The 24,660-nt window shown below is 69.3% G+C and carries 22 protein-coding genes; 5 read left to right on the forward strand and 17 right to left on the reverse strand.

What is annotated here, in order from left to right; genetic code table 11:
• The 4 genes from AC50YM_RS01495 to AC50YM_RS01510 all read right to left on the reverse strand — a co-directional run bounded on the left by AC50YM_RS01495 (position 1) and on the right by AC50YM_RS01510 (position 3,857).
• Positions 1-1,443, reverse strand: coding sequence for a PIG-L family deacetylase (locus AC50YM_RS01495; RefSeq protein WP_494955237.1), 1,443 nt, complete (start codon positions 1,441-1,443; stop codon positions 1-3).
• Entirely contained in the window at positions 1,437-2,543 is a 1,107-nt protein-coding gene (locus tag AC50YM_RS01500) for an acyl-CoA dehydrogenase family protein (RefSeq protein WP_494955238.1), read from the reverse strand. Before AC50YM_RS01500 ends, AC50YM_RS01495 begins: the two co-directional genes overlap by 7 nt.
• A gap of 160 nt (positions 2,544-2,703) precedes the next feature.
• Positions 2,704-3,381, reverse strand: coding sequence for an O-methyltransferase (locus AC50YM_RS01505; protein ID WP_494955239.1), 678 nt, complete (start codon positions 3,379-3,381; stop codon positions 2,704-2,706).
• A gap of 107 nt (positions 3,382-3,488) precedes the next feature.
• A complete protein-coding gene (locus tag AC50YM_RS01510) occupies positions 3,489-3,857 on the reverse strand; it encodes a thiamine-binding protein (protein ID WP_494955240.1) in 369 nt (122 codons plus the stop codon).
• A 177-nt stretch (positions 3,858-4,034) separates the two neighbouring features.
• Between AC50YM_RS01510 and AC50YM_RS01515 the strand changes: the two genes are divergently transcribed.
• Positions 4,035-4,667, forward strand: coding sequence for a TetR/AcrR family transcriptional regulator (locus AC50YM_RS01515; protein WP_494891529.1), 633 nt, complete (start codon positions 4,035-4,037; stop codon positions 4,665-4,667).
• Positions 4,668-4,673: 6 nt separating this feature from the next.
• Positions 4,674-5,090, forward strand: coding sequence for a YkvA family protein (locus tag AC50YM_RS01520; RefSeq protein WP_494955241.1), 417 nt, complete (start codon positions 4,674-4,676; stop codon positions 5,088-5,090).
• Positions 5,091-5,094: 4 nt separating this feature from the next.
• Here AC50YM_RS01520 and AC50YM_RS01525 read toward each other — a convergent pair whose 3' ends face one another.
• From AC50YM_RS01525 to AC50YM_RS01540, 4 genes are all read right to left on the reverse strand, one after another.
• A complete protein-coding gene (locus AC50YM_RS01525; protein WP_494955242.1) occupies positions 5,095-5,820 on the reverse strand; it encodes a GAF and ANTAR domain-containing protein in 726 nt (241 codons plus the stop codon).
• The gene (locus AC50YM_RS01530; protein ID WP_494955243.1) at positions 5,820-6,011 is read right to left on the reverse strand and encodes a hypothetical protein; all 192 of its coding nucleotides are present in this window, start codon (positions 6,009-6,011) and stop codon (positions 5,820-5,822) included. Before AC50YM_RS01530 ends, AC50YM_RS01525 begins: the two co-directional genes overlap by 1 nt.
• An 89-nt stretch (positions 6,012-6,100) precedes the next feature.
• On the reverse strand, positions 6,101-6,412 hold the full coding sequence (locus tag AC50YM_RS01535) for an AzlD domain-containing protein (protein ID WP_494955244.1): 312 nt from the start codon (positions 6,410-6,412) through the stop codon (positions 6,101-6,103).
• The gene (locus AC50YM_RS01540) at positions 6,409-7,149 is read right to left on the reverse strand and encodes an AzlC family ABC transporter permease (RefSeq protein WP_494955419.1); all 741 of its coding nucleotides are present in this window, start codon (positions 7,147-7,149) and stop codon (positions 6,409-6,411) included. Before AC50YM_RS01540 ends, AC50YM_RS01535 begins: the two co-directional genes overlap by 4 nt.
• Before the next feature lie 161 nt (positions 7,150-7,310).
• Between AC50YM_RS01540 and AC50YM_RS01545 the strand changes: the two genes are divergently transcribed.
• Positions 7,311-8,282: an ABC transporter ATP-binding protein gene (locus AC50YM_RS01545; protein ID WP_494955245.1), complete on the forward strand. Its 972-nt coding sequence runs from the start codon at positions 7,311-7,313 to the stop codon at positions 8,280-8,282.
• Positions 8,275-9,867: an ABC transporter permease gene (locus AC50YM_RS01550; protein WP_494955246.1), complete on the forward strand. Its 1,593-nt coding sequence runs from the start codon at positions 8,275-8,277 to the stop codon at positions 9,865-9,867. Before AC50YM_RS01545 ends, AC50YM_RS01550 begins: the two co-directional genes overlap by 8 nt.
• A 12-nt stretch (positions 9,868-9,879) precedes the next feature.
• Here the strand turns inward: AC50YM_RS01550 and AC50YM_RS01555 are convergent, their stop codons facing one another.
• Complete coding sequence (locus AC50YM_RS01555) at positions 9,880-10,779, reverse strand: glycerophosphodiester phosphodiesterase (RefSeq protein ID WP_494955247.1); 900 nt, start codon at positions 10,777-10,779, stop codon at positions 9,880-9,882.
• A 50-nt stretch (positions 10,780-10,829) separates the two neighbouring features.
• Between AC50YM_RS01555 and AC50YM_RS01560 the strand changes: the two genes are divergently transcribed.
• Positions 10,830-12,167, forward strand: a complete 1,338-nt coding sequence (locus tag AC50YM_RS01560) for a DUF445 domain-containing protein (RefSeq protein WP_494955248.1) — start codon at positions 10,830-10,832, stop codon at positions 12,165-12,167.
• Positions 12,168-12,204: 37 nt separating this feature from the next.
• On the opposite strand, the gene AC50YM_RS01565 is transcribed toward AC50YM_RS01560, so the two are convergent.
• The 8 genes from AC50YM_RS01565 to AC50YM_RS01600 all read right to left on the reverse strand — a co-directional run bounded on the left by AC50YM_RS01565 (position 12,205) and on the right by AC50YM_RS01600 (position 24,584).
• Positions 12,205-13,428, reverse strand: coding sequence for an MFS transporter (locus tag AC50YM_RS01565; protein WP_494955249.1), 1,224 nt, complete (start codon positions 13,426-13,428; stop codon positions 12,205-12,207).
• Between the two features lie 71 nt (positions 13,429-13,499).
• Complete coding sequence (narI, locus tag AC50YM_RS01570) at positions 13,500-14,333, reverse strand: respiratory nitrate reductase subunit gamma (protein ID WP_494955250.1); 834 nt, start codon at positions 14,331-14,333, stop codon at positions 13,500-13,502.
• Between the two features lie 2 nt (positions 14,334-14,335).
• The gene (gene narJ / locus AC50YM_RS01575) at positions 14,336-14,956 is read right to left on the reverse strand and encodes a nitrate reductase molybdenum cofactor assembly chaperone (protein ID WP_494955251.1); all 621 of its coding nucleotides are present in this window, start codon (positions 14,954-14,956) and stop codon (positions 14,336-14,338) included.
• The gene (narH, locus tag AC50YM_RS01580) at positions 14,953-16,668 is read right to left on the reverse strand and encodes a nitrate reductase subunit beta (protein WP_494955252.1); all 1,716 of its coding nucleotides are present in this window, start codon (positions 16,666-16,668) and stop codon (positions 14,953-14,955) included. The genes narJ and narH overlap by 4 nt, the downstream gene beginning before the upstream one ends.
• The gene (locus AC50YM_RS01585) at positions 16,668-20,378 is read right to left on the reverse strand and encodes a nitrate reductase subunit alpha (RefSeq protein WP_494955253.1); all 3,711 of its coding nucleotides are present in this window, start codon (positions 20,376-20,378) and stop codon (positions 16,668-16,670) included. The genes narH and AC50YM_RS01585 overlap by 1 nt, the downstream gene beginning before the upstream one ends.
• A 98-nt stretch (positions 20,379-20,476) precedes the next feature.
• Complete coding sequence (locus tag AC50YM_RS01590) at positions 20,477-21,226, reverse strand: LamB/YcsF family protein (RefSeq protein ID WP_494955254.1); 750 nt, start codon at positions 21,224-21,226, stop codon at positions 20,477-20,479.
• Positions 21,217-22,095 (reverse strand): hypothetical protein, encoded by an 879-nt coding sequence (locus AC50YM_RS01595; RefSeq protein WP_494955255.1) that lies wholly within the window; start codon positions 22,093-22,095, stop codon positions 21,217-21,219. Before AC50YM_RS01595 ends, AC50YM_RS01590 begins: the two co-directional genes overlap by 10 nt.
• 158 nt (positions 22,096-22,253) lie before the next feature.
• Entirely contained in the window at positions 22,254-24,584 is a 2,331-nt protein-coding gene (locus AC50YM_RS01600) for a glycoside hydrolase family 65 protein (protein ID WP_494955256.1), read from the reverse strand.
• Positions 24,585-24,660: the final 76 nt, after the last annotated feature.

The raw sequence follows: 24,660 nt of genomic DNA on the forward strand, positions 1-24,660 counted from the left end.
CTAGCCTTCCCGTGCCCGCACGCCGGCATCAGCGGACTGCGGATCCCCGCCGGCTCCGGGCGCGACCAGGACCTCGAGGATGAAGTCGCGTTCGCAGTAGAGACCGGCGTCGGCCCAGCCGAGTTGACTGCGGGCGGCGGCGTGGACGGAGTCGCCGTCGAGCTCCCAGCCGGAGATGGGGTGCCGCCAGTGGCACAGGGCCAGGGTGCCGCCGGGCAGCAGTGCTGCCTCGATCCGGTCGAACAGTTCGGCCAGCTCGCCGGGGGCGAGGTAGTAGCCCACCTCGGAGACCACGATCAGGTCGAAGCGGCCCTCCGGCCAGTTTTGCGGGACGGTGACGTGCCGGGTCCGGGCAGCCGGCAGGTGCTCGAGGCGCCGGGCGGCGTGGGCCAGTGCGGCGCTGCTGGCGTCGACGGCCAGGAAGCTGGCACAGCGTTGCGCGAGTTCCACGCTGAGCGTCCCGATGGAACAGCCGATTTCGAGTCCGGCAATGTAGTTCAGGCCGGGCAGTGCCGCGAGCGTGAGAGCGCGTTTGCGGTGTTCGTACCAGCTGCCGGTGTAATCCCACGGGTCGTCATTTCCGGCGTGGACGCCGTCAAAGACGCGTTCCGCGTCGGCGGCGGCGTAGGCGCCGCCGGCTTCACCGGTGCCGCCCCGAACGGCCGGGCGCTGCCACGCGAACGTCTCGAAGGACCGGTCAAAGTGGGCCAGGAATGCCGGCGGAAGCAGCACTTCGTCGCCGGGCCGGCCGGAGAGTGCACGGGTTTGCGAGCCGTGGGCGGCCATCGCCGCAGCCTTGGCCTGCTGTTCGGCAGGCTGAAGCGGCAGGCGCAGCCAGGACTGCCAGGCAGGGTCCGCGGGGTCGGCCCAAAGCCAGTACCAGATGGGGTATTCCAGCAGTCCGTGGCCGCCTTCCCCGGCCGCCTCGGCGGCGGCGGCACCCAGTGCTTCGTGGTCCGGGTGGCCGTCCTGTCGGTAGGGGGCCACCATCGTGATCTGCTCCGGCGGCAGTCCCGAGCCGGCGGCGGCCCCGGCGAGGGCGCGCTGCAGCGCTGCGTCCACCTCCGGCCGGTGGTCGGCGAGCCTGCCGTCCGGCAGGGCGAGGAATTCCCAGTCCGGATCGGGCAGCAGGCGCGCGAGGGCTCCGTCGAATTCCTGCAGCCGGACGGCGGCAAGCTGTTCCGGCGTTGTCGTGGGGGAATCCGGATGCGAGGCCTCACCGGCCGTGCACAGCAGCACGGTGACGCGGGCGCCCAGCCCCCGCAGCCGTGCGAGCAGGCCGCCCGCGCCGAGGGATTCATCGTCCGGGTGCGCGGCCAGGACGATGAACGCCTGTCCGGCGAGTTCGTCGGCGTCGAGCGGCAGTTCCGGGAGGGCGGCGAGTCCGCTGGCTGCCCAGGCGTCCTCGCTGGTGCCGGCGTCGCGGTGGCTGAAGTTCACCACGGATGGTCCTCCCTGAGCGTGCGGGCACCCAGCTGGGCGTCGTCGCGCATGGCGTGGTGCTGGCGGATGTAAAGCGAGAGGTCAGCCATCCGCTTACCGTAGACCGGGTCGAAGGCGAGCGGGCCGGGTCCGAGGTTCTGGCTGACCAGGGTCTGGATGCGTTCGACGGCGGCAGCGACGTGGCCGCGGACGCGGAGGGCCTCGCTCCAGGCGCCGGTGTCCGAGAGTTCCCCGGCATCGATCCGGGCGGCCGTCCGGGCGAGGTAGCCGGTCACGGCGGTGAGCGTCCGGTCGATCTCGCCGAGGTGGGCGAGCGCAATCTGGTCCGGTTCGCGGCCGCCGTCGGCCGCGGTGAGCAGGGAATCCCTGAAACTGCGGGCCACCGCGACGGCGCCGCCCAGCCAGCAGGCCGCCACACCCATGCCGCCCCACGCGAAGCCGGGACGGCGGTAGTACCAGCCGGCGTCGCCCAGCGGCACGGCCGGGACGGCGTCGAAGTGCACGGTGCCGCTGGGGATTTCCGCGAGCGCCCGGGTGGTCCACTGCGGGTCCTCGAAGCTGATGCCGTCGGCGTGCAGGTCGACGGCGAACGCTGCCCTGCCGCCGTCGTCCAAACGGGCGGTCACGACGGCGTGGTCCAGCTGGGCCGCGAGGGAGCACCAGGGTTTGGCACCATGCAGCCGGAAACAACCGTCCACCACTGCTGCCTCAAGCCGCAGGCCGGGGGCTTCCGCGGCAAACACACCCCAGGCGCCGTCGAAGTGCACGCTGTCAAAGTCCGGACAGTCCCAGCCGCCCAGTTTCGCCTGGCCGGTGGCCTGGGCAAGGATGGCGGCAGCGTCCAGGTGGGGTTCAATGGCCCGGCCGGCGCCAACATCGACAGCGGTAACGGAGGCCAGGATCTCCCAGAGGAACGCCGTTTCGCCTGCGCCGGGGTTCGGGGCAATTGCCGCTGCGGCTTTGGCCAGCTCCAGCAGGGCCGGGACGTCGCCGACCGCCGACCGTGCGTCCGCCAGCAGGGCGCCGAGCCCCGCGAGGTCCTGCGGCGTGGAGCTGATCCTGACGGCGAGTGGCCGCCGGGAATCGGGAGTCCGGTTCATTCGCTGCCCTGCTCTCCTTCGACGTGCTTGCTGCTCCCGGCGTCCGTGCCAGCCGCCCTCCCGGCCGGTAATTTCAGGCCTTCCCGTAAATCTAAGCACACTTAGCACTTTGGGGTTCCCCGGGCAGACCTGTGGCACCCCGATGCTGTTGCCCGCGTGGCTACAGCACGCGGGCAAGGGCGAAGCCGTCCCAGCCTTTGGAGCCCACCGTCTGGATGACCGTGCCGTCCAGCCGGGGGTCCGAGCCCAGCATTTCCAGGGCGCTGATGATGCCCGGAGCGTTGACGGGGTCCATGGCCGGATCCAGCACGGCGCCTTCCCAGACCGCGTTGTCGATCACGACGGCGGTGCCGGGCCGGCCGAGGCGGATGGCCCAGTCGAGGTAGTGCGGGTTGTTTTCCTTGTCCGCGTCGATGAAGACGAAGTCGAACGGCCCGGCCTCCTCGTCGGCGAGCGCCTGCAGGGTATCAAGGGCGGCCCCGACCCGGATTTCCACAAGGTGGCCCACCCCGGCGAAGTCGACGTTGGCGCGGGCCACCGCGGCGTGTCTGGGGAGATATTCGCAGGTGATCAGCCGGCCGCCGCCGGGCAGGCCCTGGGCCATCCAAATCGTGCTGAATCCGGCCAGCGTCCCGATCTCCAGCACCCGCCGGGCGCCGGTGAGCTGGACGAGCAGTTTCAGCAGTTTCCCGGCGGTGGGGGCGACTTCGATGGGCGGCATGCCCGCCTCGAGGGCCGTGGTGACGGCGTGCTTCAGGGTGCTGTCGGGGCGGACCACGGATTCGGACAGGAAGTCCTCGACGGCGGTCCAGCGGGCTGTGGGCTGATGCTCGAACATGCGCCAAGTCTCCCAGCTGGCCCGTCCCGGCGGTAGGCTCCACGCTGTCCGCGGCCAGAGGCCCGGCTCGGGGTCCTAGCCAGCGTCAGGGCCCGGACTCGGGGGTCCTAGCCAGCGGCGGGGTCCGGGCCGCCGTCGAGCGCCTGCTCCAGGCGGTCCAGCTTCCCGGTGAGTTCGCCCGCGAAACCGGGGCGGATGTCTGCCTTGATCACCAGCGAAACCCTGCTGCCGTAGCGGCCCACGGCCTCGGTGGCGCGCTTCACGACGTCGAAGACTTCATCCCATTCCCCCTCGATCGTGGTGAACATCGAGTCGGTGCGGTTCGGCAGGCCGGACTCCCGGACGATCCGCACGGCTTCGGCGACGGCGTCGTGGACGGAAGCCTCGTCTGACGGAACGGCCCCGGAACCGGCGGGCGGGCTGCCGGGAGAGGCTGTGGGACGGCCTGAAGGTGCGACAGAGAATGCAAGCAACATGGCACCAGTCTGTCACGTGCACCGGCGGCCTGACGGTCCGGAGCGGGCCCGGCCTTTCCGGCTTCCGGGCTGTTTCCGGACCGGTCCCGGGCCCGGAGTTTGCTCTCGGCTCCGTCACATAAATCAATACCCGGAAGTAACCTCCCCGGCCCGGCCCTGCATTGCTAACCTAAGCAAATGAACCGGGTAGCAGACCGCAGGCCGCTCCGCGCCGATGCCGCGCGGAACGTGGACAAGATCATTACCGCGGCCCGCCAGTGCTTCCGGGAACACGGACCCGAGGTCCCGCTGCAGACCATCGCCGTGACCGCCGGCGTCGGCCCGGCCACGCTCTTCCGGAACTTCGCCGACAAGGAAGAACTGGTCCTCGCTGCCCTGCACCGGCAGCTCGGCCTGCTGGTCGATCCCGTCATCGAGGAGGCCCTCGCCGGGCCGGACGCCGCGGAGGGGCTCTTCCGTGTCATTGATGCCCTGATGGGGGTGGCCAGCGAAGAAGCCAACCTGTTGGGTGCGGTCGCCGGCCGGCGCGGGCTGCTCACCGGCATCACGGGCGATCTGATCGAATCCGTGGCCGTGCTGCTGGGCCGCGGACAGGGCCAGGGAACCCTGCGCAGCGACATCTCGATGACGGACCTGATCCGTCTGCTGGCCATGCTGATCGGTGTTGTGGACACGATGGAGGCCGGTTCGGATGCCTGGCGGCGCCCCGTCGCCCTGGTCGAGGACGCCATCCGAACCGAGCGCCCGCACCGCCCGCTGCCGCCGCAGGCGCCGCTGCCGGGCACGGCGTACGACTCGGTGCTCGGCTAGACACCTGTGGGCTGGGAAACCGTCGTCGGCGCAATCGGGGGTCTGCTGCTGGTCTACGCCGTCCTCCTGCTCCTGCTGTGGGGCTATGCGCGCCGCCACCCGGAAGCGGTGACGATGAAGGACGCGCTGCGGTTGCTGCCGGACCTGCTTAGACTCCTGCGGCGGCTGGTTGCGGACAAGACCCTGGGCGCAGGGGTGCGGGTCCGGCTTGCCCTGCTTCTGGCGTACCTCCTCTCACCGATCGACCTTGTGCCGGATTTCATTCCGGTGATCGGCTACGCCGACGACGTGATCATTGTTGCCGTCGTCCTGCGCGCGGTGATCGCACGGGCCGGCGCGGATGCCCTGCGCCGGCACTGGCCCGGTACGCCCGAGGGGCTGGAGCTCATTCTCCGGCTCGCCGGTCTCGGAGCACCGTTGTAGGAGCTCATACGCTGAAGGCAGTGCCGGCGGGACCGCCGTCGAACCGACGGAGGATCTCCCGGGCCAGGATGCGGAGCTTGACGTTCCTGGTGTTGGAGACCCTGGCCAGCAGCGCGAGCGCGTCCGACTGGGAGCATCGGCTCTGTGCCATCAGGATGCCGGTAGCGAGATTGATCTCGGTCCGGGACCGCATGGCCTGCAGCAAGTCCCGGTTCACGCCCTGCGCGGTTTCCAGCCGGAGGGCCAGCCCCGTCACTTTGGCGGCGCGGGCGGCGAGCACCCCGCAGGCTGCCAGTGCGCCGTCGTCGAAAGCCTCGGGGGAGGTCGAAAAGAGGGTCAGGGTGGCCGCTGCGTCCCGACCCACAGGCAGCGGGACAGCGAGGATGCTGCGGCTCCCGCGCTGGGCAGCCGCCCGCTGGTAGCGCCTCCACCGCGGATCCATAATCGTGTCAGGCACCATCACTGCCTGCCCGGTCTGCCAGGCGTCCAGCCCCGGCCCCTCCCCCACGTCGTCCTGCAAGCGGTCCAGCACCCGGGCTTCGGCGTTGCTGGCGGCGAGGACTGCCGGCTGACGTCTCGCGGCTGCCCGCACCGAGCACAGCATCGGTCGGCCGGTCTCAGCGGAGGCGAACCCCGCGGCCAGATCGGACAACTGCAGGAGGAAATCCTCGAGTTGTTCATTGTCCAGCAACAGATCCTGCAGGCGCTCCGTGAGCCGGGTTCCCGGCATCAATCCTCCGCGGGCTTTTCTTTGGCCTCCTGCAGGTGGTGCTGCAGCTTCTCCTCGGCCTCCCGCCGGCGCCGGGCCAGCTCGCGCAGTTCGCGGGTGGACTCTGCTCCGGGCGGAACGAACGGCGCGGGCGGCTTGTGGTGCTGGTCTTTTCCGGGCGCGGGCGTATCCGGATCGTCGTTCTCGCTCATACCCGAATGCTCCCACGGGGGCCTTGCGGCAAGTAGGGACTAAAGACCATTGCGGATCGGTACGGGCGGACGGTCCTGCGGCAGGTCCGTCAGCCCCAGCCCAGCAGCCTGAGGCCTGCTGCCGCACCGGCTCCGGCGAGCACAACGACGAGGAACGGCGCGCGGAACGCCAGGGCAACGGCGGCCGCGGCGAGGGCCCCCAGGCGTGCATCCAGTGTGAGCGTCTGGCCGGAGGCCACGGTGTTCACGATCGTCAGGGAGGCCAGCAGGCCAATCGTCATGGTCCCGGCGATCCGGGACATCCGGGGATCGCGGAGCACACTGGCCGGGACCAGATAGCCCAGCAGCTTCCAGGCATAGGCCAGCAGGCAGGAGAGCAGCACCCACATCCACAGGGTCATCGGTCGTCTCCCGGGTGATGGGCTCGCGGGTGTTCGGCGTAGGGGTCAACGTCCGGTTCCAGCCCTTCGTCGCTGCGGCCATGGCTGAACCAGCCGATGGCCGCCGCGACCACCGCGGCCACCAGGATCGGCACGCCGGCGGGCACAAACGGTACGGCAAGGACAGTGGCCAAGGCGCAGACAACGGCGATCGCGACGGGCTCGCGGCCCTTGAGCCGCGGCCACAGCAGGCCCAGGAACGCCGCCACGGCGGCGCCGTCGAGGCCCCACTGCCTGGGATCCCCCAGCGCGCCTCCGGCCAGCGCGCCGACGGCGGTGAACAGGTTCCACAAGACGAAGATGCCCAGGCCGGCGGTCCAGAAACCGCGCTTCTGCTCCAGCGGGTCCGTCTGGCCGGTGCCTGTGGCGGTGGACTCGTCGATGGTGACGTGGGCGGCTGCGAACCGCCGCCAGCCCCGTGGCTGCAGCAGGGCGTTGATCTGCATTCCATAAATGCCGTTGCGCATGCCCAGCAGGGTGGCTGCCCCCATCGCGGCGACGCCGGAGCCGCCCCCGGCCACCACGCCGATGAAGGCGAACTGGGAGCCGCCGCTGAACAGCAGCAGGCTCAGGGCCATGGTCTGCCAGAAGTCGAGTCCGGAGGTGACCGACAGGGCACCGAAGGACACCCCATAAAGTCCGGTGGCGATGCTGATGGAGAGACCCACGCGCACGGCCGGGGACTGCAGGAGGGTCACGGCCGGACCGGTTTCGGCGTCTGGGTGTCCCGGCCGGACCAGCGAGATGGCATGGAATAACTCAATCACAGCAACGGACCCCCTGCTAACCGCGGCCGGCGTCGCAGAAACAGGACTTTGCGCAGGGGTCGCGGCCCGTCAATCCGACGTACCGTGTGACTATGAGCGGTGTCGTGGAGATGACGGGTGTGGTCAAGCGTTTCGGGGCCGTGACGGCCCTGGACGGACTGGATTTCGAGGTGGCCGCCGGCGAGGTGCACGGTTTCCTCGGCCCCAACGGGTCCGGCAAGTCCACCACCCTGCGACTCCTACTGGGCCTGTTGCGCTCCGACGCCGGTTCCATCCGGGTTCTCGGGCTGGATCCGTGGCGCGAGGTCGCAACCCTGCACCGCCGGCTGGCCTATGTCCCGGGGGATGTGGTGCTCTGGCCGAACCTGACGGGCGGCGAAGTGATCGAGCTGCTGGGCCGGCTGCAGGGCGGCCAGGACCGCGCCCGCCGGGACCGCCTGCTGGACCTGTTCGAGCTGGATCCCACGAAAAAGTCGCGCACATACTCCAAGGGAAACCGGCAGAAAGTGGCCCTGGTGGCTGCCCTGGCTACCGACGCCGAACTGTTCCTGCTGGACGAGCCCACGAGCGGACTGGACCCGCTGATGGAGGACGCGTTCCGAGGCTGCGTCCGCGACCTGCGCGCGCAGGGGCGCACCGTCGTGCTGAGCAGCCACATCCTCAGCGAAGCCGAGGCGCTCTCGGACCGGGTCAGTATCATCCGCGCCGGACGGGTGGTGGAGACCGGCCCGCTGGAGCAGCTGCGGCACCTGACCCGCACCGCCGTCACCGCCGACGTCGCCGTGGTGCCTCCCGGGCTGGACCTCCTGCCCGGGGTCCACGACGTCGTCATCACCAACCACCGGGTCACCGCCCAGGTCGAGCCCGCCGGACTGAACCACCTGATGCAGGCGCTCACGACGGCGGGACTGACGTCGCTTACGAGCCAGCCGCCGACGCTGGAAGACCTGTTCCTGCGCCACTACGGTGACCTCAGCGCGGGGGTTCCTGCCGCGGCCGTCGGCTCGGTGCCGGTCCGGCCCGGCACCCCGGGGCCGGGCGGACGGCGGGCCGGCGATGCCTGAGACCCTGGCCGGCACCGGCGTCCTGATCCGGCTCGGGCTTCGGCGGGACCGGTGGATGCTGCCGGTCTGGATCGCCGGTTTTGCCCTCATCGCGTACTCGACGGCGGCGGCCGGAGCCGAGCTCTATCCGGATGTGGCGAGCCGGGTCGAGGCCTCCACCGCCGTGAATGCGACCGCCTCGATGGTGGCGCTCTTCGGCCGGATCTACGACCCCAGCTCCATCGGCGCCCTCTCACTGATCAAATACACCGCGTTCATGACCGCCATCCTCGCCGTCCTCATGGTCATCCTCGCCATCCGGCACACGCGCAGCGACGAGGAGACCGGCCGCCTGGAGCTGCTCGGCGGGGGGCGGCTGGGCCGCGACGCGCCGCTGGCAGCAGCCCTCATGATCTGCCTCGGCGCCAACGTGCTGCTCGGGTTGCTCTCGGCAGCCGCGCTGGCCGCCGGGGGGCTGCCGGCCGCCGGCTCGCTCGCTTTCGGGCTGGGCTGGGCTGCCACGGGCATGGCTTTCAGCGCCGTGGCCGGGCTGGCCGCCCAGCTGACCGCGAGCGCGCGGGCCGCCACCGGGTTCAGCATCGGCGTCGTTGCCGTCACCTACGCTCTGCGGGCCGTCGGCGATCTCGCCGAACCGGGTCCGTCATTCTTCTCCTGGCTGTCGCCCATCGGATGGAACCAGCAGATCCGCGCCTTCGCCGGCGACCAATGGTGGGTCCTCGCGCTGCCGGTCAGCCTGTCCCTGCTGCTGGTCCCGGTTTCCTTTGCGCTCCGCGCCAGGCGCGACCTCGGGGCCGGGCTCCGCGCTGAACGCCCGGGGCCGGCCGTCGGCTCACTTTCCGGCGTCTGGGACCTCGCCGTGCGCCTGCAGTACCGGGTGCTGCTGGCGTGGGCCGTGGCCTTCCTCGTTTTCGGCGTGGTGATCGGTTCCCTGGTCAGCAATGTGGGAGAGCTGCTGAGTTCACCGAACGCCCAGGAGCTGATCAAGATGCTGGGCGGCCGGCAGGCCCTGACCGAGGCCTTCCTGGCCGCCGAGATCAGCATCATCGGGTTGTTGGCGGCCGCCTACGGGGTGTCCTCGGCCAACCATCTGCGCGGTGAGGAGGCCACGGGCCACACCGAAGCCCTGCTGGGCACCGCCACCACCCGGATCCGCTGGGCGAGCAGCCACTTCGGGTTTGCCCTGGCAGGGGTCACTGTGCTGCTGCTGATGGCGGGGGTATCGATCGGCGTCGGGGCCGCCGTCGCGGTCAACGATCCCGGATTGGTGGGCCGCAGCACCGTGGCCGCGCTGGCCCAGGTCCCGGCCGCGTGGGTAGTGACTGGTATTGCGCTTGCCGTGTTTGGCTGGGCGCCCCGGCTCGCCGGGGCGACGTGGGGCATCCTGCTGGCCTTCGTCGCCCTGGGCGAATTCGGGGTGCTCTGGAACGCCCCCGAATGGCTCATGGACCTCTCGCCATTCCGGCACTCCCCGCTGCTGCCGGTGGGTTCCGCGGGCGTGCCGGGGCTGGCGGGCCTCATCGTGGCTGCGGCGGCTCTCGCGGGGCTGGGCTATGCCGGCTGGCGGCGCCGCGATCTCGCCGCCTAGGCACGTACCCGATCAGCGGAAGCTCGGGGAGCCCGCCGTCAGCTGGGCGAGGACCTGCGCGGGACGGTTGGTGGTGACCTCGTGGATCCCAAGCTGCTTGCAGAGTGCGACGTCGTATTCGGAGTCCACGGTCCACACCCGGAAACGCCGGCCGGAGTCGAGCCAACGCCGGATGGTCCGGGAGTGCCCGCGGACATAGTCGATGCCCGGACCGGCCAGACCGGCCTCGCAGTCGTCCAGGATCCGTTCGGCCTCGGTTTGCGCGGCCCTCATCACGTTCGCCAGCGCGCCGCCGGTGAGCGCCCCCAGACCGAGTTCCTCCCGGATCTCCTCGGCGTTGACGTCGTCCACGAGCTGGCACACGGCGAACGCCGGGACGGACTTCAGCAGGTGCTTGACCGAGTCCGGGCTGAAGCTCATGAACGACACCCTGATGTTGCCCAGCCGGGACGTCGCGGGGTCCCAGCCTTCGGCCCGAAGGACGGCCAGGACCCGGTCTTCCAGTTTGAGCTGGAACGGGCTGGGGTGTTTGAGCTCAATGGCCAGCCCGATCTCCCGGCCTGCGGTCCGCAGCAGCTCGAGCAGCTCGGGCAGGGTCAGCAGCTGCGTGGACCGGGCGCCGTATTTGTCCGGGATCCTGGCACCTTTCCAGGAGGAGAAATCGAGCTGCCGAAGCTGCTCGAGCGTGCGGTCCGAGACCGGGCCGGTACCGTCCGAGGTGCGGTCCAGGTTGGCGTCGTGCAGCAGCACAGCGTGCTGGTCCCGGGTGAGGTGGATGTCGCACTCCACCCCGTCGGCGCCGTCGTCGATGGCCTGCAGGTAGGCCGCCCGGGTGTGCTCGGCGAACGCCGCGCTGGAACCGCGGTGGGCGTAGACCAGCGGACGGGCTGCGGTGGACTCGTCAGTCGTCATGCTGCCACGTTAGCCGACGGCGCCTGCCAAACCGGGGCTAGGCTGGGCACATGCAGGTGAATACTGAGCCAAGTACCCGTTCGGACAGCCCCGGCGGCACCGGCGCTGCCGCGCCCGGCGGTCCCGGCCGCCCCCACACGCTGTCCGCTGGGGACGCCGAAAAGGCCGCGGCGCTGCGGAAGATGAAGTTCCTGGCGCTCTCGCTGCTGATCCTGATGGCCGTCATCTTCATCGTCGCCTTCGCCCTGCAGAAGCAGTACCCCTGGCTGGAGTACGTCCGGGCCGCGGCGGAGGGCGGGATGGTCGGCGCCCTCGCCGACTGGTTCGCCGTGACGGCCTTGTTCAAGTACCCGATGGGCCTCAAGATCCCGCACACCGCCATCATTCCGCAGCGCAAGGACCAGATCGGCGCCTCGCTGGGCGAATTCGTGGAAACCAACTTCCTCTCCGAGCAGGTGGTCCAGGAAAAACTGGCAACCGTTGACATCGCCCGCAAGGCCGGCGCCTGGCTCTCCGGACCCGGCGGCGCCGAACGCGTCGCCAGGGAAGGCGCCGCCGTGATCCGCGGCGCGTTTACCGTACTCAACGACGACGATGTCCAGGCCGTGATCGAGGGCATGGTCCGCCGTCACCTGATCGCCCCGCCGTGGGGTCCCCCGGTGGGACGGGTCGCCCAGCGCATCTTCGAGGACGGCCACCACCACGCGCTGGTGGACGTGCTCGTGGACCGCACTGTGGACTGGGTGCGGGACAACCAGGACACGGTCAACCGGCTGGTCACCGACCGTTCCCCGACCTGGGTGCCCTCGTTCGTGGACGGGCTGGTCGGCGACAAGGTCTACGTTGAGATCCTCAAGTTCACCCGCGCCGTGCAGTCCGATCCGCAGCACCAGGTCCGCCGCTCGATCGACAAATACCTCAAGGACCTCGCCCAGGACCTGCAGCACGATCCGGTGATGATCGCCCGGGCGGAAGGCATCAAGGCCCAGGTTCTCGGCGACCCCGAGATCCGGGAACTTGCTTCCCGCACCTGGGGCACCATCAAGGCCGCGCTGCTGTCCGCCGTCGACGATCCGCACAGCGAACTGACCGTTCGGTTCAAAGCCGCCGTCCATGACTTCGGCACCCGGCTGGTGGTGGATCCCGAGCTGGCCGGCAAAGTGAACAAGTGGATCGGCGACGCCGCCGGGTACCTCGTGAAGACGTACCGCTCGGACATCGCCGGGGTGATCACCGATACCGTGGCCCGCTGGGACGGCGAGGAGACCTCGCAGAAGATCGAGCTCCAGATCGGCAAGGACCTGCAGTTCATCCGGATCAACGGCACCGTGGTGGGCGCCCTGGCCGGGCTGGCGATCTTTACCGTGGCGCATCTGGCCTTCGGCTGACCCGCCGGCCGTCCGCGGCTCCGGCCCGGCGGCCGTCCTAGGCTGCCGCGACCTTTGCCTTCGCCCGGCCCGGCAGGGCCAAGACCGTGAAGGCCAGCGCGGCCAGCGCCGTGACCACGAGCAGCAGCAGCCCGATCGAGTAGCTGCGCGTCGCGGCGTCGTACGTCGCTCCCATGATCAGCGGGGGGAAGTACCCGCCCAGGCCGCCGGCGGCGCTCACCACCCCGCTGATGCTGCCGACTTTTCCGGCCGGGGCGAGCACCCCGACCCAGGCGAAAACGCCGCCCGTTCCGAGGCCCAGCGCCGCCGCCAGGGCGACGAATGTCAGGCCGGCGGGGACCTCGCCGTCGGGCTGCAGGTTCACCACCCAGGCGAGGACCGCAACGGCCGTCAGCGAGGTAACCACGACGGGTTTGGGCCCGAACTTGTCCGCGAGCATGCCGCCGACCGGCCGGGCCAGCACGGCCGCGAGCGCGAAGCCTGCGGTGCGGGCCCCGGCGCCGCTGGGGTCGAAGCTGTAGACGTCGCGGAGGTAGGTGGGCAGGTAGGTGGCGAAGGAAACGAATCCGCCAAAGACTACCGCGTAGAGGAAGCACATCTTCCAGGTGACCTGAGTCTTTGCGGCGTCCAGCAACTTGGGCAGGACGGGGAGGGTGCTGCGGGCCCAGCCCGGGGCTTCCTTCATCCGGAACCAGACGAGTGCCGCCATTCCGGCGAGGATCGCGGCGATCAGCAGGTGCGTGGGGAAATAGCCGATGCTGGCGACCAGCCGCGGGTTCAGGAAGGCGGCCAGCGCCGTGCCGCCCATCCCGGCGCCGAAGACGCCGGTGGCGAAGCCGCGCCGGGATGGTTTGTACCAGGCGCTGACGAAGGGGATCCCGACGGCGAAGACCGTTCCGGCGACGCCGAGGAGGAGGCCGGCGCCCAGCACCAGGGCGAAGGAACTGAGGAGTCCGCCGAGCGACACGAGCAGGATCGGCAGGATGGAGGCGAGCAGCACGAAGGTGAACATCACGCGGCCGCCGTACCGGTCCGTCAGGGTGCCGACAACGATCCGGCCCAGCGAGCCCACGAACACCGGCATGGCCACGAGCACGCCGGTGGCGGCCGGGTTCAGCTGCAGGTTCTGCGTATAGAAGGCGCCGAGGGTGGCCACGGAGTTCCAGGCCCAGAACCCGACCACCGACGCGGAGGTGGCGAGCACCAGGTTGAGCGTCCGCCCGGCGGGGACGGCCGAGGGATTGGGCGCGGATCCGGCCACTGGGTTTCCTCTCAGTCGGGTCAGTTTTGGTCAGGTTTTTGGGTCAGTTTCTGGGTTGATTTCTGTTCGGGTCAGCGGTTCCGGGTGTCGCGGTCGCGGGTTCCGACCGCGGACCAGCCGCGGCGGGCGGCGACGTTGGAGGCACGCGCCGCGGGCGTTCCGGCCTTCCCGCCGCTCCGGTCCCGGTCCCGCGAGCGGTAGACGATGTAGGGGCGGAACAGATAGTGGAACGGCGCGGTGAAGGCATGGACCAGCCGGGTGAAGGGCCAGATCACAAAGAGCGCCATGCCCACCAGGGTGTGCAGGTGGAAGGAGAACGGCGCGGCGGCCATGGCCCTAAGGTCCGGCTGGAAGATGAACAGCGAGCGGAACCACGGGGCCACCGTTTCACGGTAGTTGTGGCCGTGCTCGCCCTCGAAGACACTGGCCAGGGTGGTCCACAGGCCGAAGACGATGGCCGCGGTCAGCACCACGTACATCATCTTGTCGTTCCTGGTGGTGGCCATGAACACCGGCCCGGTGGTGCGGCGGCGGTAGATCAGCAGGAGGATCCCGCCGAGGGTCCCCACCCCGGCGATCCCGCCCACGAACAGGGCGTTGAAGTGGTAGAAGTCCTGGCTCATCCCCACCGCCTGGGTCCAGGCCATCGGGATGACCAGGCCGAAGAAGTGGCCCGCGATCACGGCGAGCAGGCCAAAGTGGAACAGCGGCGAGGCGATCCGCAGCAGCCGGGATTCGTACAGCTGGGAGGACCTGGTGGTCCAGCCGAACTGGTCGTATTTGTAGCGCCAGACCAGCCCGCCCACGAGCACGACGACCATCACGTACGGCAGGACGCCCCAGAGCACGATGTCCAGCGCGGAGAGTTCGACGGCGGATCCGGGCTCAACGTCGGATGCGAGCATTCTCAGGCCCCCTTCACGGGCAGCAGTCGGGGGTCGTACGGGTCCAGGCCCACGGCTTCGGTGGGCGGACCGTAGCCTGCCATCCGCATCACGGCCTGCTCGTCAGCCGGCGATTTCCCGGGCAGCGTGGCGCAGATGGCCTGCAGGATCCTGGCGTGCGGCAGTTCGTCCCGCAGCAGCCCGAACCGGAGCATCTCCAGGCTGGCCCGGAAGCGGGTCAGCAGCTCCCTGCCGGCGGCGAGGTCCACCCGGGCTGCGTATTCCAGCACCATCGGCAGGTAGTCGGGCAGCTCCCCGTGGGTGTCGACCAGGATGTCGCTTTGCCGGTAGGTCTTCTTGAAGTTTCCGAGGACTTCGCCGCGGCGCCGGGTGTCCCCGTCCGTCCAGTAGGACAGGTGCAGGGCGTGGCGCTTGCCGAGGTCGAACTCACGCACGTAGTGGGCCTGGCTCTGCATCGGAGGCGCGGATTCCAGCGCATCGAGCACCTCCTGGAAGTCCGCGGCGGCGCCGGGGAACTCGTCCAGCGCGGCCCGCATCATCGGCACCCGGGCGATCAGGTCCTCGTCCGGGTAGGACAGGCACCAGGCTGCCGCGAGGTAAACGACCTGCTGGCGCCGGCTCACGGTTGCTCTCCTTGCGGCGGGCCGGGTTTATCCGGGAGCACCGATTCCTCCGGAAAGACCGCCTTTTCCGGAAACAGCCCCGAGGGGGCCCCCGTGCCGTCCCAGTTCAGCAGGTTCACCCGGCCGCGCAGGGTGGTCCCCCCGGGCGCCTCGCCGGAGGTCTGCCGGTCCCGCAGGGCGTTGAAGGTCTCCACCGCCACCGGCACGGGCCGCCCGCTGGCCTCGCCGAACGGGGAGGAATCCTGCATGCCGGGGCCGCCGTCGAAGTCCAGCGAGCAGCCCATTTCCTCAAGGTCATGGGCCTGTTCCACATGCGCCTTGGGGATCACGTAGCGCTCCTCGTACTTCGCGATCGCCATCAGCCGGTACATCTCGTACATGGTCTGCCCGTCCATGCCCACGGCTTCGGGGATGGAGTCGTCCGGGTCGTTGCCCATGCTGATGCCGCGCATGTAGGAGCGCATGGCCGCGAGCTTCTTCAGCACCGCGGTGACCCGGTCGGCGTCGCCCGCGGTGAAGAGTTCGGCGAGGTATTCCACCGGGATCCGCAGCGCGTCGATGGCGCCAAAGAGGTTGCCGGCGTCCTCGCCGTCGTGCCCCTGGTCGCGGAGCAGGTCCACCACCGGGGACAGTGGCGGCACGTACCAGACCATCGGCATGGTCCGGTATTCGGGGTGCAGCGGCAGCGCCACCTTGTAGACCTTGGCGAGGGCGTAGACCGGCGAGCGCCGGGCGGCGTCGATCCAGTCCTCCGGGATCCCCTGGGCGCGGGCTTCGGCCTGCACGGCGGGGTCATTCGGGTCCAGCAGCACGTCCATCTGGGCGTCGTAGAGTTCCTGCGGGTCCGTGACGGCGGCCGCCGCGGTGACGGCGTCGGCGTCGTACAGGAACAGCCCCAGGTACCGCAGCCGGCCCACGCAGGTCTCCGAGCAGACCGTCGGCAGTCCCACCTCGACCCGCGGGTAGCAGAAGGTGCACTTCTCGGCCTTCCCGGTCTTGTGGTTGAAGTAGATCTTTTTGTACGGGCAGCCGGTGACGCACTGCCGCCAGCCCCGGCACTTGTCCTGGTCCACCAGCACAATCCCGTCCTCCACCCGTTTGTAGATCGCGCCGGAGGGGCAGGACGCCATACAGGAGGGGTTCAGGCAGTGCTCGCAGATCCGCGGCAGATAGAACATGAAGGTCTGTTCGTAGGCGAACTTGATCTTGTCCTCGGATTCGCGCCGGACCTTCTCCACGATCGGGTCCAGGTGGCCGTACTCGGTGGAGCCGCCCAGGTCGTCGTCCCAGTTCGCGGACCAGGTGATTTTGGTGTCCTCCCCGGTGATCAGGGACTTGGGCCGGGCCACCGGGAAATCATCGCCCAGCGGCGCGTCCACCAGCGTCTTGTAGTCGTAGGTCCACGGCTCGTAGTAGTCCTTGAGCTCGGGCTGGACCGGGCTGGCGAAGATCCCGAACATCTTTTTCACCCGGCCGCCGGCCTTGAGGACCAGCTTGCCGCGCTTGTTCAGCACCCAGCCGCCCTGCCACTTGTCCTGGTCCTCGTAGCGGCGCGGGTACCCCTGCCCGGGGCGGGTTTCGACGTTGTTGAACCAGACGTACTCGGTGCCCGCACGGTTGGTCCAGGCCTGCTTGCAGGTCACGGAGCAGGTGTGGCAGCCGATGCATTTGTCCAGGTTCATGACCATGCCCATTTGAGCCATTACACGCATCAGTACTGCACCTCCTGGGAACGACGGCGGACGGTGGCAACCATGTCGCGCTGGTTTCCGGTGGGGCCAAGGTAATTGAACGCGTAGGCCAGCTGGGCGTAGCCGCCGATCAGATGCGAGGGTTTGACCAGCAGCCGGGTCACGGAGTTGTGGATCCCGCCGCGCCGTCCGGTTGCCTCCGACTTCGGCACGTCGATGGTGCGTTCCTGCGCGTGGTGGACGTAGACCACACCGGCCGGCATCCGGTGGCTGACAATCGCCCGGGCCACCAGGACCCCGTTGATGTTCAGGCACTCCACCCAGTCGTTGTCCCTGACCTGAATGGACTCCGCGTCGGCGGGGCTCATCCAGACCGTCGGCCCGCCGCGGGAGAGCGAGAGCATCAGCAGGTTGTCCTGGTATTCGGAGTGGATGGACCATTTGGAGTGCGGCGTCAGGTAGCGGACCACCACCTCCAGCTGCCCGTCGCTGCCGAGTTTGGGCTCGCCGAAGATCCGGTGCATGTCCAGCGGCGGCCGGTAGATCGGCAGCGCCTCGCCGATGTCGATCATCCAGTCGTGGTCGAGGAAGAAGTGCATCCGCCCCGTCAGGGTGTGGAAGGGCTTGAGCCGCTCCACGTTGATGGTGAACGGGGCGTAGCGCCGGCCGCCCGTCTCGGAGCCGGACCATTCCGGCGAGGTGATCACCGGGACCGGCCCGGCCTGGGTCTGGGCGAAGGTGATGAACTTTTCCTCGGATCCTTCGGAGAGGTCCGCCAGTTTCCGGCCGGTGCGGATTTCCAGGTCCTTGAAGCCCTGCACGGACAGGGCGCCGTTGGTGGTGCCGGAGAACGCCAGGATGGCCTCCGCCATTTTCGCGTCGGTGTCGATCGCGGGCCGGCCGTCCGCGGCGCCGCCGAGCATCACCCCGTTGGAGCGGCTGAGCCGGTCCAGCGGGCCGGCGAGTTTATAGGTGACGTTCTTGACCGTGAAGCCAAGCTTGTCGGCCAGCGGCCCGACGGCGGCCAGCTTGTCCGCGATGGCGGTGTAGTCGCGCTCCACCACAGAAAAAATGGGCATGTTCTGCCCCGGGACCGCTGGGATGGACGTGTCCCGCCAGTCCCGGACGATCCCGCCGGGCTGCGCGAGCTGGCCGGGGGTGTCGTGCTGCAGCGGGACGCTGACCAGGTCCCGGCGCACGCCCAGGTGGGTTTTGGCCTGCCGGGAGAACTCCTGGGCCAGCAGGTGGAACAGGTCGAAGTCCGTTTTGGTCTCCCACGGCGGGTCGATCGCCGGGGTGAACGCGTGCACAAACGGGTGCATGTCGGTGGAGGACAGGTCATGCTTCTCGTACCAGGTGGCGGCCGGGAACACGACGTCGGACAGCAGCGTGGTCGAGGTCATCCGGAAGTCCGCGGAGACCAGCAGGTCCAGTTTTCCTTCCGGCGCCTGCTCATGCCATTTCACGTCCGTGGGCCTGAGGCCATCGGCGTGGTCCTTGCCCAGGACGTTGTTGTGCGTGCCGAGCAGGTTCCGGAGGAAGTACTCGTTGCCCTTGGCGGAGGAGCCGAACAGGTTGGAGCGCCATAGCACGAGCGTCCGCGGCCAGTTCTCCGGGGCGTCCACGTCCTCGATCGCCGGGTTCAGGGTGCGGTTCTTCAGCGCCGCCGCGATGTAGGCGGGGGTGTCCGCGGCGGTCCCGGCGGCGACGGCGGCCTCCGCCTCGTCCGCGAGGTCCAGCGGGTTGCGGTCGAACTGCGGGTAGAACGGCATCCAGCCGAGCCGGGCGGACTGGGCCAGCGCGTCCGCGGTGTGCATGCCGTCCAGCGCCCCGGTGGACAGCGGTGATTTCAGTGCGTCCGCGGAGTAGCCGTCCTGCCGCCACTGGTCGGTGTGCATGTACCAGTAGCCGGTGCCGATCATGGTCCGCGGCGGCCGGGACCAGTCCAGCGCATTCGCCAGCGACACCCAGCCGGTCACCGGCCTGGTCTTTTCCTGGCCCACATAGTGCGCCCAGCCGCCGCCGTTGCGGCCCATGCAGCCGGTCAGCATCACCAGGGCCAGCACGGCCCGGTAGGTGGTGTCGCCGTGGAACCACTGGCAGATCCCGGCACCCATGATGATCATCGAGCGGCCCTTGGACTGCTCGGCGTTCCGGGCGAACTCCCGGGCCACCCGGATGCAGGCCTGCGCCGGAACGGAGGTGATCTCCTCCTGCCAGGCCGGGGTGTAGGGCGTCGCGGCATCCTCATAGCCGGCGGCCCAGTCGCCCGGCAGCCCTTCCCGGCCCACCCCGTACTGGGCCAGCATCAGGTCGAACACGGTGGTGACCAGCTGGCCCTCAACCTCGAGGACGGGCACCCCGCGGCGGAGCACGCTGCCGGTGCCGTCGGCCTGCTCGAAGCAGGGCAGCAGGATTTCGGCGCTCTCCCCGGAGACCTCGCGCAGCGACAGCGCCGGTTCGATCCCCTCCAGGTCCAGGTTCCATTTGCCCTCGCCGCTGCCGGAGTAGCGGAACCCCATCGAGCCGTTGGGGACGGCCGGGCGGCCCGCCTTCTTGTCGAACAGCACGGTGCGGAACGCCGCGTCCTCGGCCAGGGATTCGGCCGGGATGTCCCTGGCGGTGAGGAATTTCGACGGCGTGAGGGTGCCGTCGTCGCGCCGTTCCAGCCGGACCAGGAACGGCAGGTCGGTGTACTGGCGGACATAGTCGGAGAAGAAGGGGACCTCACGGTCGACGAAGAATTCCTTGAGCATCACATGGCCCATCGCCATGGCCAGCGCGGCGTCAGTGCCGGCCTGGGCGGGAAGCCACTCGTCGGCGAACTTCGTGTTGTCCGCGTAGTCGGGGCTGACCGTGACGACCTTGGTGCCGCGGTACCGCACTTCGGCCATCCAGTGCGCGTCCGGGGTCCGGGTGACGGGGACGTTGGAGCCCCACATCATCAGGTAGCCGGCGTCCCACCAGTCACCGGATTCGGGTACGTCGGTCTGGTCCCCGAAGACCTGCGGGCTGGCCACGGGCAGGTCCGCGTACCAGTCGTAGAACGACGTCATCACCCCGCCGATCAGCTGGATGAAGCGGGTTCCGACCGCGTGCGAGACCATCGACATCGCGGGGATCGGGGAGAAACCGGCGCAGCGGTCCGGCCCGTAGGTCTTGATCGTGTTCACATGCGCGGCGGCCGCGATTTCGATCGCTTCCTGCCAGGAGACGCGGACCAGGCCGCCCTTGCCGCGGGCCAGCTGGTAGCGGCGGCGCCGTTCGGGGTCGCCCACGACGTCGGCAAAGGCCAGCACCGGATCGCCGAGCCGGGCCTTGGCTTCGCGGTACATCTCCACGAGGACGCCGCGGGCGTAGGGGAAACGGACCCGCGTGGGCGAGTAGGTGTACCAGGAGAACGCGGCCCCGCGGGGGCAGCCCCGCGGCTCGTATTCCGGGCTGTCGGGTCCGACGGACGGGTAGTCGGTCTGCTGGGATTCCCAGGTGATGATGCCGTCCTTGACGTACACCTTCCAGGAGCAGGAGCCGGTGCAGTTCACCCCGTGGGTGGAGCGGACCACCTTGTCGTGGCTCCACCGGTCCCGGTAGAAGATATCGCCCTTGCGGCCGCCTTCCCGGAACACCGCCCTGCCGTCGCCGGTCTGGTCCCATTTCGTGAAGAAACGGCCCAGCTTCAACATTGCGTCCGAGGCGGGTCCGTCTAACCCCGCGGAGCCTCCGGCAGTCATGCCCTCAAGCTATGGGCCGTACTTCGGCCCCGATAGTGTCTTACGGCACTGGCCAGAAGGCGTCTGGCGGTGCGGCGCCCGACGCCGGCAATGCCGGATCAGGCGAAGCTGTCCAGCTCCACGCCGGCATTTTCCAGCGCGGCGCGGATCGCGGCGGCCGTGGTGAGGGAACCGGGGGTGTCGCCGTGGATGCACAGCGAGTCCGGTTGGATCCGGAGCACGGTGCCGTCGACGGCCTCGACTTCGCCCTTGGTCGCGAGGCGCACGGCCCGTTCGGTGATCCGGTCGACGTCGTGCAGCTGGGCGCCGTCCTGCGAGCGCGGCACGAGGGTGCCGTCGGGCAGGTAGGCGCGGTCGGCGAAGGCCTCGGCGAAGACCGGGTGGCCGGCTTCCTGGGCGATGCCGAGCAGCGCAGAGCCCGGGAAGCCGAGGACGGGCAGGCCCGGATCGTAGGCCTGGATGGCGGCGACGACGGCGGAGGCCTGCTCGGCGTCGTGCACGGTCCGGTCATAGAGTGCGCCGTGCAGCTTGATGTAGTCCACCGAGGCTCCGACGGCGTGCGCCACGCCGTCGAGGGCTCCGAGCTGGTACAGCACGGCGCCGAAGAGGTCATCGAAGGTGATGTCCATCGCCCGCAGCCCGAAACCGGCCAGGTCCGGGTAGCCGAGGTGGGCGCCCACCCGGACGTCGAGCTCGTAGGCTGCCCGGCAGGTGTCCAGCATGGTCACGGGGTCCCCGGCGTGCAGTCCGCAGGCGACGCTGGCGCTGGTGACCAGCGGGAACATCGCGGCGTCGTCGCCCATGGTCCAGGTCCCGAAGGACTCCCCCAGGTCAGCGTTCAGATCCAAAAGTTGCCGCCTTCCTTGGCCGGATTGTTCTTGGAGTCCGGGTTGTTCGGGTTGTCCCTGATGGTTGAGTCTGCCTGGTCCTGGACCCCCGCCGGAGCATCGGCCTTCTCCCCCAAGTCAGCCAGTTCCCCGGGAATGGTGAGCGGCATCGGACCAAAGGCTTCCTTGGCGTTCGCGATCACGGCACGGCCCATCATCCGGTTGCCCACGCCGCCGACCACGGCCCCGATGCCGAACGGAAGCGCCCGGCCCAGCAGGGCGGTGCCCTGCTTCTTGAGCAGCGTCCGCAGGAACATCGTCTGGATCCGTTCCCGCACCGAGCCGAATCCGGCCAGCGGTGCCCGGCGGGCGAACAGGGAACCCCAGGCCTGGGTGGGGCCCTTGCCCTGCCCCGCGGCCTGTCCGCTCAGGGAGCTTAACAGGGCTGTGCCCTCCTCGCCCAGCATGATTGCCATGACCAGGGTGCTGGCCCGCTCAGGGTCAACCATCCGTACGCCGTGCAGTTCCGCGAGGGACGTGGAGAACAGTGCGGTGGCTTCGAGGAAACCGACGGCGGCGGCCGCCGAAAGGCCCAACGCGGCAACCGTCCCGACGCCGGGGATCACCGCTGCTCCGCCCACGAGCGCGCCGCCGCCGGTGACAGCGATCAGATAATCCCGTTCCAGCAGGGCGGCGAGCTGCGCCGCTGTGGCCTGGGGATGCTTCTTCTGGAGCCTGCGCAGGTTGGCCAGCACCAGCGGGCGCTGGACTTCGACCGCGCGCAGGAGCATGTTGTGGACGCCCGGCTTGGGCTTGCCCTCGGCGTCGAACATCACGTTGTGCGCGGACTTCTGGACAATTTTCATTGCCGGGTTGCTTCGCTTGGCCATCATCGCCTCTCGTCGGAACCTGAACTGCTGCAGTTGCAGTCCTTAACACTAGGCCACAGCCGTCCCGCCGCCCCCGTGCAACCAACGCGGGGTCACGTCGGGCCCATGTCAGAGGGTGTCATGGACGCGAAGTGACTCCGCGTTGCTTTGGCGGCATTTTAGACTGCGGCGCGCACGATCGGGATGGACGCCGTCGGGAGTCCGCTCGGGAAGATCGTCGGCTCCGGTGTCGCGACCGGCGCCAGCTGGACCCGGACGGTATCGCCGTCGATGGTGAGCTGCTCGCCGCGCACATCGACCAGCAGCGGTGCGCCCTCGCGCACGGTCAGGCTAATGGCGCCCTGTTCGAGTTCGACCCGCAGCAGCCGGCCATGGATTTTCAGGTGGAAGGACAACCCGTCCCATTCGGCGGGCAGCCGCGGGTCAAAGTAGGGCAGCGCGCCCTGGTCGCGCAGACCCGCGAAGCCGCTGACCAGCGAACTCCAGACGCCGCCGGTGGACGCGATGTGCACGCCGTCGATCGCGTTGCCGTGCGTGTCGTCCAGATCGATGAACAAAGCGTGCATGAAGTGGTCCAGCGCGGCCTTGCCGTAGCCGACCTCGGCCGCCATGATGCCCTGCACGCACGCGGAAAGGGTGGAATCGCCGGTGGTGATCGGATCGTAGAAGTCGAAGGCGCGGCGCTTCTCCTCGGCGGTGAAGTCCTGCCACTGCAGGAACATGGCCAGCACGCTGTCCGCCTGCTTGAGGACCTGGTGGCGGTAGATCACCAGCGGGTGGAAATGCAGCAGCAGCGGATACTTCGAACGCGGTGTGCTCCAGTCCCATGGCTCCAGCGTCATAAAGTCGTTGTCCTGCGAGTGCACCTGGAGGTCCTCGTCATAGGGCAGCTGCATCCGCTTGGCGGCCTGCTCCCAGACCTGGCGTTCGGCGTCGTCAATATCCGCGTGGTCCAGCGCCGCCGCGGCGCGCAGATTAAACCGCGCCATCACGTTGGTGTACAGATTGTCGTTGACGACGGCGGTGTACTCGTCCGGGCCGGTGACGCCGTGGATGTGGAAGAGCCCGTCCTTGCCGAAGAAGCCCAGCGAGACCCACATCCGGGCAGTCTCGATCAGCAGGTCGGCGCCGAGGGTTGCCTCGAACTCCTGGTCGCCGGTGGCCCAGATGTAGCGGTTGGTCGCGAAGGCGATCGCGGCGGCGATGTGGAACTGCGCCGTTCCGGCGGCGTAGTAGGCACTGGCCTCGAGCCCGTTGATGGTGCGCCACGGGAACAGGGCCCCGTCGACGCTGAGCTCCTCGGCGCGGATCTTGGCCTCGGGCAGCATCTCGTGGCGGAATTCGAGGACCTGGCGGGCGTTGCCCGGGTTGGTGTACGTCAGGTACGGCATCAGGTACACCTCCTGGTCCCAGAAGTAATGCCCGTCGTAGCCGGATCCGCTGACACCCTTCGCCGGGATGCCGGCGACGTCGGCGCAGGCCGTGGCCTGCGCCAGCTGGAAGAGGTTCCAGCGGACGGCCTGCTGGAGTTCGGTCTGGCCGGCAAGGACGATGTCACTGGTGGTCCAGTAGTTCCGATAGTGCGTGGCGCTTTCCGCGAAGATGTCCGCTAGCGGCTTGAGGGCTGCCTCGGCGTCGCCCGCGAGGTCCTCGGCGCCCTGCCCGACGGCGTAGCTGACGCTCTTCTCGAGCAGGAACGGTTCGTCGGCGCCCACGGCCAGGACGTAGCGGACGCTGCTCTCGTCCTCATGCACGTGGGTGTCGAAGGGCTGCACACCGGCGTTCGTCCAGTGGTCCACGGCCAGGCCGATGCGCTGCTTGGACTCGGCGGTCTGCCAGGAAAGGCGCAGCGAGCCGTCGCCGCCGTCGAGCCGCAGGGGAAGCAGCACCCGGCCGGCGTGCCGGCCTGCACGGCGCGGGTCGTGGGCCGAGTGGTCGTCGACCGGCTGGTCCTGGCGGTTGATCACCCAGGAGGTCACGTCGGCCGAAATGTCCCGGTCGGCGGCGAGCTCCAGCGAGATGCCGAGCGCCCCGCGGGACTGGTAGCCGACGGCGCGGCGTTCGGTGGTGGTCACGGTCGCCCCGGAACGGCACAGCCACGTGATCCTGCACTCGTAGATGCCGGTGGCGAAGTCGACGCTGCGCCGGTAGTCCAGCACGTGGGATTCGTCCAGGCTCAGGGGTTCGCCGTCGATGATCACGGTGAAGTTGTTGGCGTCCGGGATGTAGAGAATGCGCTGGCCGGTGCGGGCGAAGCCGTAGGCGTTCTCCGCATGCTTGATGTCCCAGGTCTCGTGGAAGCCGTTGATGAAGCTGCCCGGCAAGTCTGCGTCGGTGGTGGCCCAGTGGGCGCCGCGGATGCCGAGGTGGCCGTTGCCGAGGCTGAAGAGTGTCTCCAGGACGCCCGCGCTCCCGGGGAGGTGGACGGTTTCCACCAGCTGCCAGGGGTCGTTGGGGAACCGTGCGCGGTCCGAGGTGATGAGAGCCATGGTGGTTTCCTTGAGGCGGTGAAGTCGTGCGGCGAAGTCGTGCGTGAAAGTTGGTGCGGGTCGTGCGGAGCGGGGC

The organism is Pseudarthrobacter sp. RHLT1-30-1, assembly GCF_059383415.1.